Here is a 14,344-nt window from a genome sequence, read left to right on the forward strand (position 1 = left end):
GTACTCGCCTACCTGAAGCGGGTCATGAAAACTCTCGGCACCCGCTGTTTAATGAAGGCGCTGTCGGCCTGAAGAGGTCTTTATTTTGGCCACCCAGCACGGTAGAAGTGACGCTGGGGCTCCCAGGCCCTAGTGATGACCCGCAGGACTTTTTGCGAGCAATTACTCAGCTAACAGCCTTCTGCGCTACGCGCCGACAGTGCATCAGCGCGCTTTTACACACGCTGGGCCAAAAGTGGACATTACTGACTATTCATAGTCTTGGAATTTCAAAAAACATGTTCTAACTTTATGCGTGCTAATTACTCAATATTTCTAAACATGCTGCAGTGGATGTTAAATCATAACTTTCCCACCTCATTAGCACTGCGCATGAAATCAACAAACGCACGCAGCTTGCCTGGCATGTGTTTACGATGGGGGTAGTAAAGATGAAACGCATCGTCCATGCCGCTGTGCGGCTTCAATATCTGGCTAAGCGTACCGTTTTCTAACGCTTGCTTCGCGAAGTCCTCGAAAACGAAACCAATGCCTTGGCCTTGTATTGCCGCATCAAGGACGGATCTCATTTCGTCAAAAATAAAACGCCCTTGAACATCGATTTGAACCATTTGCCCGCCATCTTCGAACTTCCATTCAAAGAATTTTCCGCCAACTGAATACCGCTGGCGAATGCAGTTGTGCTTCAGCAGTTGCTCCAGCGTCTGAGGCTCAACCCGCGTGCTGAAGTAATCCGGCGCCGCCACCACAATTCTTTTTTGTGCCGCTCCCAACGGTACCGCGACCATGTCGTTTTGCACTCTTTTCCCCATGCGCATGCCGATATCGAAACCGGCATTAACGATATCGCCAAGGTGGTTATCCAGTGATACCTCGACATTAATCAGCGGGAATTTTTCCATGAAGGCGGTTAGATGCGGTTCGATCAAGATGCGGTATGCAACGTACGAAGAGTTGAGGCGCACTGTGCCAGAGGGTTGATCCGTCGCGAGCAAGACTTGTGACAAGGAGTCTCTGATCAAAGCAAGCGCAGGTGCTAATGCTGCGTTCAATGACGCGCCGGCCTCGGTCAGGCTGACACTGCGTGTTGTTCGATTGAATAGCCGTACATTGAGTTGCGCTTCCACACTTTTGATCGTGCGTGATACCGCAGTTGGCGTGACACCGATTTCTGCGGCGGCGCGAGCGAAGTTCAAATGTCTGGCGGCAGCCTCGAAGGTTAAAAGACCGGGAAAATGCACCGGCGGTAAAGGAAGTGAACCCTCTATGCCCTCAGCGCGCGTCGGGCGCTGCATTATGACTTTTTTGCTCATACTGTATCCACGCCTATGACTATTTACGTCACTATCATTGACCTCCATAGTTGATACAGCAAGGAGTTTCATCCGGCAGAACAGTTATCACGAGGAATCACAATGGCACTCAACAGCCCATCAACGGATCTTTTCACGCCAATGACTTTAGGTGCCTTATCTCTGGCTAACCGCATTGTCATGGCCCCGTTAACGCGCAGCCGCATGGGGCCAGAAGGCGTACCCAACGAAATGCACGCTCGCTACTACGCACAACGTGCCAGCGCCGGTCTGATCATTAGTGAAGCGACCAATATTTCTGCGCAAGCGCGGGGGTATGCATTGACGCCAGGCATCTGGACTGAAGAGCACGTAGCAGGCTGGAAACTGGTAACAGATGCAGTGCATGCCGCTGGCGGACTTATTGTTTGCCAACTGTGGCATGTGGGGCGCTTCTCGCATGTGGACCTGCAGCCCGATGGCACGGCACCGGTAGCGCCCTCGGCGATTAAAGCCGAAGGCCAGACCTTCACTGAAAAGGGAATGATGGACGTCTCCATGCCGCGAGCGCTGGAAACATCCGAGATCCCAGGCATTATCGAGCAGTACCGACACGCCGCCGCATGCGCAAAACGCGCCGGCTTTGATGGTGTTGAAGTGCACTCTGCCAATAGCTATTTGCTCGATCAGTTCCTGCGCGACTCTACCAATCAGCGAACCGACCAATATGGTGGTTCGATTGAGAATCGCGCACGACTCACGTTGGAAGTAACCGCCGCAGTCGTCGAGATCTGGGGTCATGCCCGCGTTGGCATTCGCCTCTCTCCCGTGACGCCAGATGCCGGCAACACGCCCTTGGACAGCCAGGTAATGCAAACCTATGGCTATCTGATTGAGCAACTGAATCGCTTCCAGCTCGCCTATATGCATTTTGTCGAGGGCGCTACCGCTACGTCACGCACTGTTCCCGAAAACGTAGATCTCGATGCGTTACGTGCACGGTTCAAAGGCCCCTACATCGGCAACAACAATTACGACATCGAACTGGCCGTTACCCGCCGTGCTGAAGACAAGGTCGATGCAGTGGCTTTTGGTCGCCCGTTTATTGCTAATCCGGATTTGGTGCGTCGATTAAAAGAAGGTGCAGAACTCGCTGTTGCGCCACGCGAAACCTATTACGGTAACGGCGCAAAGGGTTACACCGACTGGCCTACGCTTGCTGGATAAGCCAACTGGGCAACACTTCAAAAGTGAGACCTTGGGCCCCAGCGGTGGACGCCGCTGCGAAGGGTCGCAGGGGTTGATCTGAATGCCAGCCAAACGTGGCCGTTTTTTAACATGACTCGAATTAACAACCAGGAATACAAACATGAACAAACCTACTTATGTGCCGGAATATCAAGCCATCGTCGAGGTACTGAACAAATACAACGAAGGCTGCAAGCAGGCCAAAAGCAGCATCATGAAGCCAGCTTTCAGTGAGCAAGCAACGATGTTTAGCGTCGATGGCGACGGTAAGCTGACCGGCGGCCCGATTCAGACATTGTTCGATGGCATTGACAGCACGTTCCGCCCGTCTCCTGAAGCTCAAGGTGTAATCGTCAACATCGACATCGTAGGCACCGCTGCCAGCGCGCGCATCGACACCAATGACGTATCGGGCTTTTGCTTTACAGATTTCTTCAACCTGCTGAAAGTCGATGGCAAGTGGACGGTCGTCAGCAAGATCTTCCACACCCACGTCGCGCCTTGAATATCTACCTTCCTTGAGCACGCGGCAGATGAGGCTTTGAACCCTATCTGTCGTGTTTTTCTTTGCAGCCGAGCGGCGCTGCAACTGTGCGTCCGGCACACCGCCTGAAATCCGCTGACTTCGATCGCCTGACCCCAGGCGTAACAACGTAATAAAACAGGCCGCTATTTAATGACGCACACACTCAGGCGATAAAAAGGAAACATCATGAAACCTCTCACCTCCGCTTTCGGCCTTTCCGTCGTGGCCCTGTCGCTTGGTAGCGCCTCTGCGGCCGAACGGCCCGGCGTCGAACACAACGTAGCAAAATTCTTGCAGTCCCTTGAGGGCGGCCAGACGCTCGACAGCATGTCGCCGACCGATGCCCGCGCCGCGCTGGCGGGTGCCCAGGCCGCCTCCAACGTGGCCTTGCCGGCAGCTGAGGTCAGCGAGAAGACAATTCGTGTCAATGACAGCGACCTGAAACTGACCATCGTGCGCCCGGCCGGCAGCCAACAGAAGACCCTGCCCGCGTTCATGTACTTCCACGGCGGCGGCTGGGTGCTGGGCGACTTCCCAACACACGAACGGCTGGTGCGTGACCTGGTGGCGGGCTCTGGCGCAGTGGCGGTGTTCGTTAACTACAGCCTGTCGCCTGAGGCGGGATACGGCGTTGCCATCGAGCAAGCCTATGCCGCAACCAAATGGGTGGCCGAGCATGGCCAGGCGATCAACGTCGACGGCAAGCGCCTGGCCGTAGCGGGTAACAGCGCAGGTGGCAACCTGGCCGCAGCTGTTGCCCTGATGGCGAACGAAAAAGGCTCACCTGCACTGCGTTCGCAGCTATTGCTGTGCCCGGTAACGGATGCAAACTTCGATACGCCGTCGTACAAGGAGTTTGCCAACGGCTACTTCCTGACCAAAGACCTCATGGTGTGGTTCTGGGACAACTACACAACCGACGCCGAGGCACGCAAGCAGATTTACGCATCGCCGCTGCAGGCGACGCCCGAGCAGTTGAAAGGCTTGCCGCCGACGTTGATCCAGACTGCTGAATTCGATGTCCTGCGCGATGAAGCCGAAGCTTACGGCCGCAAGCTCGACGCTGCGGGTGTGCAGGTGAAGTCGGTGCGCTACAACGGCATGACTCACGATTTTGGGCTATCGAACGCGTTCAACCATCTGCCGGCAGTGCAAAGCGCGATCGCGCAAGCATCGCAAGAACTCAAAACGAACCTAAGCCAGTCACTGCAAAACCAATGAACCCGCAGGTCACGGCAACGCTGCGGCATTCATGACAAAAAGCACGCCACTCATTTCATCGCGAAGCAACAGCGGCACAGAGTGTCTGGCGATGTCGCTGCGTTTTTTTTGCAGCTGAACATTAATCAACATATGCAACGCTTAGTTAGGAGCAACTAAATGAAAACAACTGTTCTCAAGGCGTTATTTTTCATGGCAATGGTTACGGGCCTAAGCGCGACGGCTCAAGCAGAAGAACTACCGCGCGATCACCACGCTATCAGTAGTAAAGCCATGAGCAACCCTACCTATGTACAAGAATACCAAGCCATCACCGAAGTGCTAAGCAAGTACATCGAGGGCTGCAAGCAAGCCAAGAGCAGCATCATGAAGCCCGCATTCAGCAAGAATGCAACGATGTACAGCGTCGGCGCCGATGGGCAACTGGTAGACGGCTCGATTCAAAGCCTCTTCGATGGGATCGACAAGGATTTCCGACCCTCTCCTAACGCACAGGCCGCTATCACCAGCATCAATATCGTCGGTACCGCGGCGAGTGCTCGCATCGACGCCAACGACATGTCAGGTATTTCCTTCACAGACTTTTTTCATCTGCTGAAGGTCAATGGCAAGTGGACTGTGGTTAGCAAGATTTACTACACACATCCAAATCATTAAATCCTGTTTTCTCCAAACAATCCCAACTGCTGACACAGCACAACGAACTGGCGACAGACGCCGCGGATGGCCTTGCTGTTGTCTTTTCGGAAGTTGGCGATGGTCTTGAAATCGGGTATCAAACGCCCGGTCAGCCACATCAACTCGACGTTGCGTTGGGCTTCTCGTTCCAGGCGCCGGCTCGACTGAATGCGGTTCAGATAGCCGTAGCTATAGATCTTCAGCAGAATAGCGGGATGGTAAGCTGGCCTGCCAGTATCTACCGGTATGGCGCCTTCAAAACCCAGTTTGACCAGGTCAAGTTCATCGACAAAAACGTCGACTACGCGCACCGGATTGGTATCCGTGACGTAATCGTCGAGGCTCTCTGGAAGGAAGGTGCTTTGGCCTCGATGCTCTCCTTGGATAAAGCGCTTCATGGGCGATCCTTGCGATGAAATCCTCAAAAATCATAGCAAGGGTTCGCGAAAGCGTTTTTACACACTCTGGGCCGTAAGCTGCCAGTCGCGAACGACTGCTAATCTGCGGCCTGTAACGTGGGTAGCAAAAGGAAGATTTACATCGCCAAGGACATTCAACATATCAAGCATCGCCCGCCCCGCCCTGCCCTTCAACAGCCCCTGCTGGAAGGGGTTCTTATGCTGACGGTATTTATTTCCCGATGATTTTTACTAAGGTTTTGCGAGCCCTCAATGACTGACTACCGTGGATTGATCTTTGACGACACTCGAGAGGGCGCATCCGACCCTGCCATCTCGCAACTGGAGGCCCAACTCGGTGCCCGCCTGCCGGACGATTACCGGCAGTTTCTCAAGGTCTGCAACGGCGGCACCGTGGATTACGATGTGCTCGCCACTATGAGCAATGGCGAAGAGGAGTTGCTGAGTTTTTCGCTGTATGGGCTGCAGCCCGGCGAAACGTATGAATCCAACCCTTTTGAACTGGAGCAACTGCGCAAGCAACCTGGTTTCCCGGCTACGGGGTTGCTGCCAATCGGCCGCGATGGCGGTGCGAGCATCTTGCTGCTTGACCTGCGCGACGGTCGCCAGGACGTAGGCGCGATGGTCGCGGGGTTACCCGCATGGACGGGGCGCCGCCAGCAAGGCGATGAATACGTGGTGTTGGCGGATACCTTCAATGCCTATCTGGACGCGCTGCACCTGTCGCAGGAACGGATCGCGGAACATATCAATCACTTCGTCATCAGCGCGGATACGATTGAGGCGACATTGGCGTGGCTGGATCAAGGCAGCCCGGGTTGGCGCGAGCGGTATCGGGACGTCTGGAATGCACGGGTTGTGGACAGGCCGATTTGATACCGGCCGTGCGGGCGAAGCGAGCGATTTGAACCCCCTATTAATGGGCTGCGCATTGACCTTCTTGAAGGAAATCCTTTAGCGCGGCCTGATAAATAGTTAAGGGTTGATTGTCGGTGTTGAGCATCGCAAATGGAATCATAGTGATATGTGAAAATGTCGTCGAGCTGATTGAATAGGTTTTTTGCCTGCAAACGCCCTGATTGTTAATAAGCGTGAAGTCAAACTTAAACAGTTTGGGTCGTGTACACCAACTGGGAATCAGGCCGAGACTTAGTCCGGTCAAGTACTCTTGCCCACACGCACCGCCGGATGAAAACTCCGAGATTTTTATTTGCAGTGCAGGGAGCTTCGCTGCTACCACGCTCGTGCTGTTGTCTTTTGCCGTTGGGATAATTGCTTGCGTCACTTCGTAAGCGCCCTTTCCAAAGCGACTGTTTTTCCAGGGGGTATCCACTTCATAAGTGAAGCTGGAGATCATTTCCTTTTTTGCGGATTCAACATGCTCGCTGATAATCGGCTTGGACGCGTATGACGTACAGCCAGAACAGACAATGACACTGCTGAAGACAGCCAAACCAAAAGCACTTACACGACGCATCTTGAGTTTTCCCTAACTATTAATTAACCGACATCGCTGTGGCCTAGCTTCCATCGACACCCCTACGTTTTCAATCAGCCGAAAAGGCGAGCCTGCAAACACGACACCGGTACGCAAGAAAATGGCAGCGATTGATGCACACTAACCGTGCACTCGGTGCGTGTCCACGGCCTGCTATTGACCCAGGCCCTGACAAACCACACGCTTAAAGTCTGAATGGATACCCAAGGAGGAACCGATGTCAGAACACACTTTTGAAAGCTTGCGGGAAACAGCCATGGCGGCGTTGATGATCAAGCAGGAGCAGCTCCATCGCGATTATGGGCTCGGCGACATGGCTCGCTGGTGGCTGGATCAGGAAACCGCGACTGTCCAATTCTTCGATGAAGGCAACCGGTTGGCCGTCGAAGCGCAGATCATCAACATCGGCTCCTTTGCATCCAGAAACTCCAGCTGGATGTGGGCCTGGAGCAACCCCACGGTGCCCACTGCGCTTCGTGAAAAAGCCTTGCCGCTCAAGCAACTGCAAACACTCCCGGGGGCCGAATGCTTTGGCGCGGAAGAGGCGATCCCCCTCGACGATGAGGCCATGGCCTGGGAACTGGCCGCTTTCGCGGTTCACAACCTGAACGCACTGGGTTGCTATCGCGCGCCTACGCCACCTGATGGGCCAACTATTTTTCTGGCCATCACTGAGCTGAAGCTCATCAGCCACTGATCAGGTTTGGGGGATAGCAGCCACCGTGGGTGGCTGCTTCCGGCCAGAATAGGTCAAACATATCGCTGTTTAATTTACATGCGAGAACCCGAGACTGAATTTGTCAGCCGAAGACCTACTAAGGTTTACGCGATGGTGTCGCTAAGGGTGTGTTTGCGAAGAGTTGCGCGGATGCGTCAATCTGTGGACGTTCGATCTACCAAGCTTCGTGGTTGCCTTGGTCAGCACAGTAGCTGTAACTTCGATCTTCAGTTAGCGAGGATTTCTCATTGAACGACTCTGACCATCTGAAAGAACTGTGCGCCCGCTTCAACTCTGGAGAAGATCTGAGTTTTACGTTTTTCTGGGGGCACCAGCGCAGCAAAAATGTCGTCACCGCGTCGTGCTTCAGCCAATGGTTCGAGGCCGGGTTTATTGTCGAAGGGCAACATTACCCGACAGCCGAACACTTCATGATGGCCGAGAAGGCCGCCTTGTTCGACGATCAGGAAATTCGTGCGCAGGTGCTCCACGCCCCTACGCCTAATGCCGCCAAAGCACTTGGCCGCAACGTGCGCGGATTCAATGATAAGGTTTGGCTGCAACACCGATACGACATCGTCGTTCGAGCGAACCAGGCCAAGTTCTCTCAGAATCCGCAGTTGAACGAATACCTTCTACAAACCGGTTCGCGCGTTATTGTCGAAGCCAGCCCGATTGATAGCATCTGGGGTATAGGGCTCGCACAGGACAACGCAGATGCGAACAATCCGAATCTGTGGAAAGGCTTGAATCTGCTGGGGTTTGCGCTGATGCAGGTGCGGGACGGGACTGGTATGCCAGCCCCAAGGTAGTGTTCTGACCTTACTCACGAAAAACGCAAAAGCCTTGGCGAACGCCTGGGCTTATTTTATGCGGCTTTATTAAGACAGCGCGTCAGTCAACAAAGGCTGAGTCGCCCGAGTTTTCGTCGATACCTTCGAGCGGCTGCTTTTGGCCTGTTTCGGCTTTTCGCGAGAGACAGAAAACGACCCAGAGGTGCCTGTCAGCACAGGCAGACATCGGCCAATTGCTGCCTCTCGCCATCGTCCATTCTGGTTGGCAGTGTATCCTGCTCGTCAGGCCGTGCTTATGTGCGTTCAGCAATCCGGACAGTCAAAGTTTCAAGGTGGAAAAAATGCTCTCACATCGGACGGTAGCCTTCCTTGACGAGCAGGCGGACTCATCGCACCTCGTTTATCCTGAAGGAGGTTTGTTGTTCAGCTACCAATATGCGTACAAGCGAGCGCATTGCTGCCTGAACGGGGACATGCGGAATGCTTTGTATAACGTTGGTCTGAATAAGTATTCCGAAATAACTGAACAGGCAGCGAACGACTTGGCTCGTTTTTTTCAGCGTGCTCTTGGAGTTTACACTAAGGACACACCGACAGACTGCACTGTCCTAGCCGCCTGTAATTTGATCGATTATTTGAAGGAAGACCTACAGCACGACTTGGTTGAGTTTGTTATGGAGGACGGTGACTACGACATGACAGCTACATTCGAGATGGCAAGCAGATCACGAAATGACTATTCAAGGCTGGAGTTGTTCTGGTCTGTCGATTGACCGCATTTGGTCGTCGACCGCCGTTCATGAAAGACAGCCTTCGGCCAAGATCCGCCAGTCGACGTCCCTTAAATAAGCGCTAAGCAAGGTAAATTTCGCGATGAAAAGCTGGATAGCTAATACGAAAATTAATGCACTGTTAGGGGCTAGCTCTCAAAAATTTGATGGCGTGAAGGTTAGGCGGATCCTTATAGAATACTGCGACAGGTATCAAAAGATTTATCCTTTTGAAATTCTGGAAGAGCCACTTGAATTTCTGAAAAACAATGTAGATTCAGATAGTAAATATAGGGAGATGCGAGCGCTGCTTAGGGTTGCCGCTGAAGAATACTGCATTAGTTTAAACGAGATAGCCGATGCCCTTCTTGACCTGATAGACATTCGTGCCCTTACTACGGACCAAGCAAAAAAAATTATCAACCACGTTTTCGAAGCTTTTTCCTGCAATGAAAGCCCCGAAGATTTCATCCCAAGAGAGGATGCCTATTTGTGCAAAAATCTATTTGCGATTACCTCCAGCTAGCAAATGGTTGAAACCTCTAGCCTTGCTCACAATGACGGGCCCGATTGGCGTGACTAGATACTCGCCTCGGGACATTTTTGGGGCTTTGATGACTGGCCGCTTTTGGCTGTTTACTACCTGTGCTGATCGGCAGCTTTGGGTCGAAAGCAGCTTTTCATGATCGGCAGCTATTGGCCGACAGACGTCTATCATGACAGGCAGAAACCGCTAGTTAGGAGCCATTTGGTGTGGCGTGTAAGAATTTACCGCCTTTAGCTTCAACTGCCGAGCGAACTGCCGCAGCATCTGATGTCGAGCCGATAAATGCAAGTTGCAACTTAGGGAGCATGCTTGATGTGTTACTTAAGGCTGCAATAGCTGAGTTGGCTGCAAAAGAACTATTGGTTCCTGAGATGGCGACACGAACATCAGCTTTGCTTGCAGGGGCAATTATTTGGTGGATGTTTGAAACAATTGGAGATTCTAAACCTGCACTTCCGATAAGCGCGGATGCCATAGCTCCGGAAATGCCGTTATTCGCTGCGGGAACCCAAACTAAATTGAATTTTTGTTGCTCAAATAAAATTGCCGCAGATTGTGCAGCTTGCTGTGGCGATTGACTCCCAATTGTAGCGCATCCTACTAATACAAATAACAAAATTGTGAATACCGCGAAAAGTTTCATAATTGCTCCTGAATATTTATTAGGCGACGGTTCTGTCGCGAAATTGCTGAGTGTATGTTGTATGACTTTCCATCGCTACACATAACCTGTTGTTCATCATAAAAGGTGATTTTGTAAGCGCGACAATACAGCGTAAGAGCGCGACAGGCTGGGCGCATCATTACTGATGCATTAGTAGACTGCCCACCGTCTGCTTTGGGCCCGACCTACACGTCGCACCAAGCCTTATCTGTCGCCTTACTCCTGAGTTATGCGACGACTCATTCGGGCCTGATGGCAAAGGCATTTCGATGTCGCGTTGGTGCGGATTCGCTGGGCCGTTTGCTTTCCTTCGTGAGGGGCAGGAATCGGCCAGAAGCGGGCTAGACATCCTGTTAATCGTGGTCTACCCCCCAATACCTACGGCCTGCTAGTAGTAAGGTCTGTTGCCGTTTCACTCGCTGTTGTTGCAGGACTCGGACCATTACCTGCGTCCTGCGCCTAACCGGGGGCCATTTCTCGCAGCAACGCGGCTCGCGATGAAACGGCAACAGCCCCTAGAGCTGAAAGCGCGAAATGTTCTCTCGCAATGTCACGCTGGTGCGTGCCAGCCCTTCGCTTTCCTGCTGAGCGCTGCGGAAGGCTGCAGCGGATTGCTCGGCGCTTTCGCTGACGGTCACGATGCCCCGGCTGATCTGCTCGGCAACGGTACTCTGCTGCTCGGCGGCAGCGGCGATTTGGTGGTTCATGCCGTTGATCCGCTCGATCATGGTGACGATCGTGCTTACCGCGTCACCGGCCTCGGAAACGCCGGACACCGACTGCGCACTGGAGCGCTTGCAGCGTTGCATATGCTGCGAGGTCTCGTCGGCAATTTTCTGCAGACTGGCGATCAGTCCCTCAATCTCTGAGGTGGCCTTCTGGGTACGCTTTGCCAGGCTGCGCACCTCGTCGGCTACCACCGCGAAGCCGCGTCCGGCCTCGCCAGCACGGGCAGCTTCGATGGCTGCATTGAGGGCCAGCAGGTTGGTCTGGTCGGCCACCGACTTGATCACTTCAAGTACGCCGCCGATATTGCCGGTTTCATCCTTCAACCGGACCATGGCCATGTTGGACTGTTCGATTGTCTCGGCCAGCTCGCCGATCATGTTGACGGCATCTTTGGCCTTCTGCTGGCTGTGCAGGGCCGCGCTATCGGCCTCGCTGGCGGCACTGGCGGCGGATTCGGCATTGCGCGCGACATCCTGCACGGTGGCGGCCATTTGGTGAACGGCGGTGACGATCTGCTCGACCTCGCACTGTGCCATGGCCACGCTTTCGGCGTTTCTCAGGCTCGATTGGCTAAGCTCCTGGCTGGAATCGGCCACGGTCTGTGAGGACAGGTTTATGCCCTTGGTCATGTCCCGCAGGTTCTCCTGCATGCTCAGCAGGGCGGCCATGATGCTGGCTTGTGGTGGCTCAATCGTGCGCTCGCTAACGCGCAGATCGCCCTGGGCAACCCGTTGGGCGAGCTGGTTGAGCTCACTCGGTTCGGCACCCAGCGCGCGCAGCAGGTTGCGGCTGATGAGGTAGCCCAGTACCGCTGCTAGTAAGACGGCTAGCGCAGTAATGGCGAGCAGCAGGTTGCGTTGTGATAGATAGTGCGCGTCATTTTCGCTGACCTGCAGGTCTGCCTTCTGGTTGGTGTAGCGCAGGTATTCGCCAATTGCCTGGGTCAGCTCGGCCAGTAATGGTGTGCACTGCTCGCTAACCATGCGCAGGGCCTCGTCGTTTTCACCCTTGAACAGGTGTTCGGCAATGGTGTGCGCTACCGGTTCGTAGCGGCTCTCGACCTGCTCGATGGTTGAGAACAGTTCACGTGATTTGGGCGACACATCATCATGGCTATCAATTGCCTGGCGTAGCGCGGCGAGGCTGCTGGCCACCATTTGTTCGTTGACGGCAATCGCACCCCGCTGCTGTCCTCTCGCGGTGACATTGCTGTTCAAGGCGATGTTACGCAGGGCAATCGCGCGCTGGGCGGCGGCGTCGTTTAGTGTGTTGGCCAGGCGGGTGCGTGCATCAATGCCATTAACGTAGCGAGAAAAGTCCTTATTGCTGTTAGCCAGGGCGTACAGCGAGATAGCGGCGATCAGCAACATAAACGCGAGCAGGCTGGCATAGCCGGCATAGAGAGTGGTGCGTGTAGAGAGCCGGGGAGTGTGCGATGGCATGGTGTACCTGCGTAATGGGAGGAACAATTTAGGGACACCTGCAAGGGTATGTATTCGCCCTTGGTCCGCATCCTGCGCAGGTATTCTTTGTTCGACAGCAACGAGTAGCGACGTTATGTCCTGGCTAGCCGAAACTTGTACAAGCATTTATTCTTGTACAAGTCTTGTACAACTATATTGATGCGATGTCTTTATGACATCACTCAATCCCGATGAACGGTCAGTAACCTCCGATTTCTGGCAAGCGCCAGAAATAGAGGCCTGGCTATCGGGCTGACGACTGTTTGGCGGCGATACAGCCCAAGGCCATCTTGGGGCCGATAGAATCCTGCGAACGCTGTAAAAATGCGTAGCGCTATTTCTGTACAGGTATTTTGTAGGGGGGTGAGCTAGGGCGCGCTAATTGTGAGCATGCGCTGCGCTAGTGGCAGTTGCCGTTTCATCGCGAGCCGCGTTGCTGCGAGAAATGGCTCCCGGTTATGGGGGGCGAGCTCATTCTCGGATCTCCATGCGAGATGGCGGCGCAGGTTTGCCCAACGTTCGGCGAGGGGGTTATGCAAATGGCGAGCGACGGCGTTGACTGCCCCACTTGCGGGACATTCATGCCGGCTGGCCGAGCATGAGAGGGACTAGCGGACTGATCGACATGAACGTCTGATTGGTCGATTTTGCCAGCTTATCAGCCGCCGATAGGATTTTAGGTAATGATGCGCCACCAAATTCAAGGAAGATAACAACAATGAAAACCGCTTCCCGCGCCCTGTTCCTGCTCTGCCTTTCCACGCCCGCCTTCGCCGCCGAAAGCCTGGTCGGGTTCAAAACCGCCACGCTGCCCGATGCCCAGAACCACCGCCCTCTGGAGCTGGTCGTCTGGTACCCCGCCACCACCACTGCCAAACCCGAGCTGATCGCCGACAACACGGTGTTCATCGGCGCCCTCGGCGTGCCCGATGCTGCGCCAGCTGCCGGTGAGCATCCGCTGGTGGTGCTGTCCCACGGCCACGGCGGCAATTGGGGTAAACAGGTGTGGCTGGCCAGCGCATTGGCGCACAAGGGTTACATCGTGGCGGCGGTCAACCACCCTGGCACCACCACCAAAGACCGCAGCCCGCACGCTGCCGCACAGTTATGGCAACGCCCGGCCGACCTGAGCCGCGCTATCGACGCGGTACTGGCTCAGCCGAAGCAGTTTGGCGCGGTCGCGAACCACCAGATTGCTGCCGTGGGCCACTCCCTGGGTGGCTGGACCGTGATGGAAATCGCCGGGGCGCGTTTCGACCCTGACCTGTTCAGCAAGGACTGCGCCAAACACCCGAAGTTGGGCGGCTGCATTGGCTACCAGAAGATGAACCCCGCCGGCACGCCAGCTGGCAAGGCCCAACTGGCCGCTGACTTGCGCGATAAGCGCGTCACCGCAGTTGTGTCACTGGACCTGGGCCTGTCGCGCGGCTTCACTAGCGCCAGCCTGGGCGTACTGCCAGTGCCGGCGCTGGTGATCGCGGGGGGTGTGCCAACGGAGGATATGTCACCGGAATTGGAGTCCGCCGACATGGTCAAGCGGCTGCCAAAAGCTTCGACGCAGTACGTGGAGATAGGCGACGCCACGCACTTCAGCTTTATGTCGATCTGCAAGCCGGGAAGTATGGCGTTGATTGAAGAGAGCTCGCCCGGCGATGGCATGATTTGCCGGGATGGTGAAGGGGCTCGGCCACGGGCGGTGATTCAGCAGCAGGTGGTGGAGCTGATTACTGGGTTTCTGGGGCGGACAGCACCTAAGTAAAAGAAAGGGCTACTCAAG

Annotated in this window: 16 protein-coding genes and 1 pseudogene; 11 read left to right on the plus strand and 6 right to left on the minus strand. The window is 54.6% G+C overall.

The window, feature by feature from the left end:
• A partial coding sequence (locus tag ACI77I_RS09470) for a hypothetical protein (RefSeq protein WP_406997373.1) occupies positions 1-287 on the plus strand: 287 nt, incomplete at its 5' end.
• Positions 288-341: 54 nt separating this feature from the next.
• Here ACI77I_RS09470 and ACI77I_RS09475 read toward each other — a convergent pair.
• Positions 342-1,313, minus strand: a complete 972-nt coding sequence (locus tag ACI77I_RS09475) for a LysR family transcriptional regulator (RefSeq protein WP_406997374.1) — start codon at positions 1,311-1,313, stop codon at positions 342-344.
• Positions 1,314-1,415: 102 nt separating this feature from the next.
• Between ACI77I_RS09475 and ACI77I_RS09480 the strand changes: the two genes are divergently transcribed.
• From ACI77I_RS09480 to ACI77I_RS09490, 3 genes are all read left to right on the plus strand, one after another.
• A complete protein-coding gene (locus tag ACI77I_RS09480) occupies positions 1,416-2,519 on the plus strand; it encodes an alkene reductase (RefSeq protein WP_406997375.1) in 1,104 nt (367 codons plus the stop codon).
• Between the two features lie 142 nt (positions 2,520-2,661).
• On the plus strand, positions 2,662-3,045 hold the full coding sequence (locus tag ACI77I_RS09485) for a nuclear transport factor 2 family protein (RefSeq protein ID WP_094949823.1): 384 nt from the start codon (positions 2,662-2,664) through the stop codon (positions 3,043-3,045).
• Positions 3,046-3,252: 207 nt separating this feature from the next.
• A complete protein-coding gene (locus tag ACI77I_RS09490) occupies positions 3,253-4,287 on the plus strand; it encodes an alpha/beta hydrolase (RefSeq protein ID WP_406997376.1) in 1,035 nt (344 codons plus the stop codon).
• A gap of 9 nt (positions 4,288-4,296) precedes the next feature.
• On the opposite strand, the gene ACI77I_RS09495 is transcribed toward ACI77I_RS09490, so the two are convergent.
• Entirely contained in the window at positions 4,297-4,419 is a 123-nt protein-coding gene (locus ACI77I_RS09495) for a hypothetical protein (protein WP_256589231.1), read from the minus strand.
• A 141-nt stretch (positions 4,420-4,560) separates the two neighbouring features.
• On the opposite strand from ACI77I_RS09495, the gene ACI77I_RS09500 reads away from it, so the two are divergent.
• On the plus strand, positions 4,561-4,944 hold the full coding sequence (locus ACI77I_RS09500) for a nuclear transport factor 2 family protein (RefSeq protein ID WP_406997422.1): 384 nt from the start codon (positions 4,561-4,563) through the stop codon (positions 4,942-4,944).
• Positions 4,945-4,952: 8 nt separating this feature from the next.
• On the opposite strand, the pseudogene ACI77I_RS09505 reads toward ACI77I_RS09500, so the two are convergent.
• Positions 4,953-5,363 (minus strand): annotated as a pseudogene (locus ACI77I_RS09505) (transposase); the annotation flags it as partial.
• A 273-nt stretch (positions 5,364-5,636) separates the two neighbouring features.
• Between ACI77I_RS09505 and ACI77I_RS09510 the strand changes: the two are divergent.
• Complete coding sequence (locus ACI77I_RS09510; protein WP_263273644.1) at positions 5,637-6,260, plus strand: SMI1/KNR4 family protein; 624 nt, start codon at positions 5,637-5,639, stop codon at positions 6,258-6,260.
• 40 nt (positions 6,261-6,300) lie between these two features.
• On the opposite strand, the gene ACI77I_RS09515 is transcribed toward ACI77I_RS09510, so the two are convergent.
• Positions 6,301-6,861 carry a hypothetical protein gene (locus tag ACI77I_RS09515; RefSeq protein WP_406997377.1) on the minus strand — a complete coding sequence of 187 codons (561 nt, stop codon included), beginning with the start codon at positions 6,859-6,861 and terminating at the stop codon, positions 6,301-6,303.
• 238 nt (positions 6,862-7,099) lie between these two features.
• Here ACI77I_RS09515 and ACI77I_RS09520 point away from each other — a divergent pair, with 238 nt between their 5' ends.
• From ACI77I_RS09520 to ACI77I_RS09535, 4 genes are all read left to right on the plus strand, one after another.
• Positions 7,100-7,579 (plus strand): DUF6882 domain-containing protein, encoded by a 480-nt coding sequence (locus ACI77I_RS09520; RefSeq protein WP_406997378.1) that lies wholly within the window; start codon positions 7,100-7,102, stop codon positions 7,577-7,579.
• A 269-nt stretch (positions 7,580-7,848) separates the two neighbouring features.
• Positions 7,849-8,412 carry an NADAR family protein gene (locus tag ACI77I_RS09525; RefSeq protein WP_406997379.1) on the plus strand — a complete coding sequence of 188 codons (564 nt, stop codon included), beginning with the start codon at positions 7,849-7,851 and terminating at the stop codon, positions 8,410-8,412.
• Positions 8,413-8,813: 401 nt separating this feature from the next.
• Positions 8,814-9,167 carry a hypothetical protein gene (locus tag ACI77I_RS09530; RefSeq protein WP_406997380.1) on the plus strand — a complete coding sequence of 118 codons (354 nt, stop codon included), beginning with the start codon at positions 8,814-8,816 and terminating at the stop codon, positions 9,165-9,167.
• Between the two features lie 100 nt (positions 9,168-9,267).
• On the plus strand, positions 9,268-9,690 hold the full coding sequence (locus ACI77I_RS09535; protein ID WP_406997381.1) for a hypothetical protein: 423 nt from the start codon (positions 9,268-9,270) through the stop codon (positions 9,688-9,690).
• A gap of 211 nt (positions 9,691-9,901) precedes the next feature.
• Here ACI77I_RS09535 and ACI77I_RS09540 read toward each other — a convergent pair whose 3' ends face one another.
• Entirely contained in the window at positions 9,902-10,354 is a 453-nt protein-coding gene (locus ACI77I_RS09540; protein WP_406979487.1) for a hypothetical protein, read from the minus strand.
• Positions 10,355-10,890: 536 nt separating this feature from the next.
• Positions 10,891-12,546, minus strand: a complete 1,656-nt coding sequence (locus ACI77I_RS09545) for a methyl-accepting chemotaxis protein (RefSeq protein WP_406997382.1) — start codon at positions 12,544-12,546, stop codon at positions 10,891-10,893.
• A 739-nt stretch (positions 12,547-13,285) separates the two neighbouring features.
• Here ACI77I_RS09545 and ACI77I_RS09550 point away from each other — a divergent pair.
• Positions 13,286-14,326, plus strand: coding sequence for an alpha/beta hydrolase family protein (locus tag ACI77I_RS09550; RefSeq protein ID WP_406997383.1), 1,041 nt, complete (start codon positions 13,286-13,288; stop codon positions 14,324-14,326).
• Positions 14,327-14,344 lie beyond the last annotated feature (18 nt).

It is taken from the genome of Pseudomonas sp. D47 (genome assembly GCF_045447305.1).
Classification (GTDB): Bacteria; Pseudomonadota; Gammaproteobacteria; order Pseudomonadales; family Pseudomonadaceae; genus Aquipseudomonas.

What these genes read in the sequence shown, in the direction of transcription:
- ACI77I_RS09475 (WP_406997374.1), bottom strand. Translation starts at nt 1,313, where the DNA reads ATGAGCAAAAAAGTCATAATGCAGCGCCCGACGCGCGCTGAGGGCATA.
- ACI77I_RS09480 (WP_406997375.1), top strand. Translation starts at nt 1,416, where the DNA reads ATGGCACTCAACAGCCCATCAACGGATCTTTTCACGCCAATGACTTTA.
- ACI77I_RS09485 (WP_094949823.1), top strand. Translation starts at nt 2,662, where the DNA reads ATGAACAAACCTACTTATGTGCCGGAATATCAAGCCATCGTCGAGGTA.
- ACI77I_RS09490 (WP_406997376.1), top strand. Translation starts at nt 3,253, where the DNA reads ATGAAACCTCTCACCTCCGCTTTCGGCCTTTCCGTCGTGGCCCTGTCG.
- ACI77I_RS09495 (WP_256589231.1), bottom strand. Translation starts at nt 4,419, where the DNA reads ATGTTGATTAATGTTCAGCTGCAAAAAAAACGCAGCGACATCGCCAGA.
- ACI77I_RS09500 (WP_406997422.1), top strand. Translation starts at nt 4,561, where the DNA reads ATGAGCAACCCTACCTATGTACAAGAATACCAAGCCATCACCGAAGTG.
- ACI77I_RS09510 (WP_263273644.1), top strand. Translation starts at nt 5,637, where the DNA reads ATGACTGACTACCGTGGATTGATCTTTGACGACACTCGAGAGGGCGCA.
- ACI77I_RS09515 (WP_406997377.1), bottom strand. Translation starts at nt 6,861, where the DNA reads ATGCGTCGTGTAAGTGCTTTTGGTTTGGCTGTCTTCAGCAGTGTCATT.
- ACI77I_RS09520 (WP_406997378.1), top strand. Translation starts at nt 7,100, where the DNA reads ATGTCAGAACACACTTTTGAAAGCTTGCGGGAAACAGCCATGGCGGCG.
- ACI77I_RS09535 (WP_406997381.1), top strand. Translation starts at nt 9,268, where the DNA reads ATGAAAAGCTGGATAGCTAATACGAAAATTAATGCACTGTTAGGGGCT.
- ACI77I_RS09540 (WP_406979487.1), bottom strand. Translation starts at nt 10,354, where the DNA reads ATGAAACTTTTCGCGGTATTCACAATTTTGTTATTTGTATTAGTAGGA.
- ACI77I_RS09545 (WP_406997382.1), bottom strand. Translation starts at nt 12,546, where the DNA reads ATGCCATCGCACACTCCCCGGCTCTCTACACGCACCACTCTCTATGCC.
- ACI77I_RS09550 (WP_406997383.1), top strand. Translation starts at nt 13,286, where the DNA reads ATGAAAACCGCTTCCCGCGCCCTGTTCCTGCTCTGCCTTTCCACGCCC.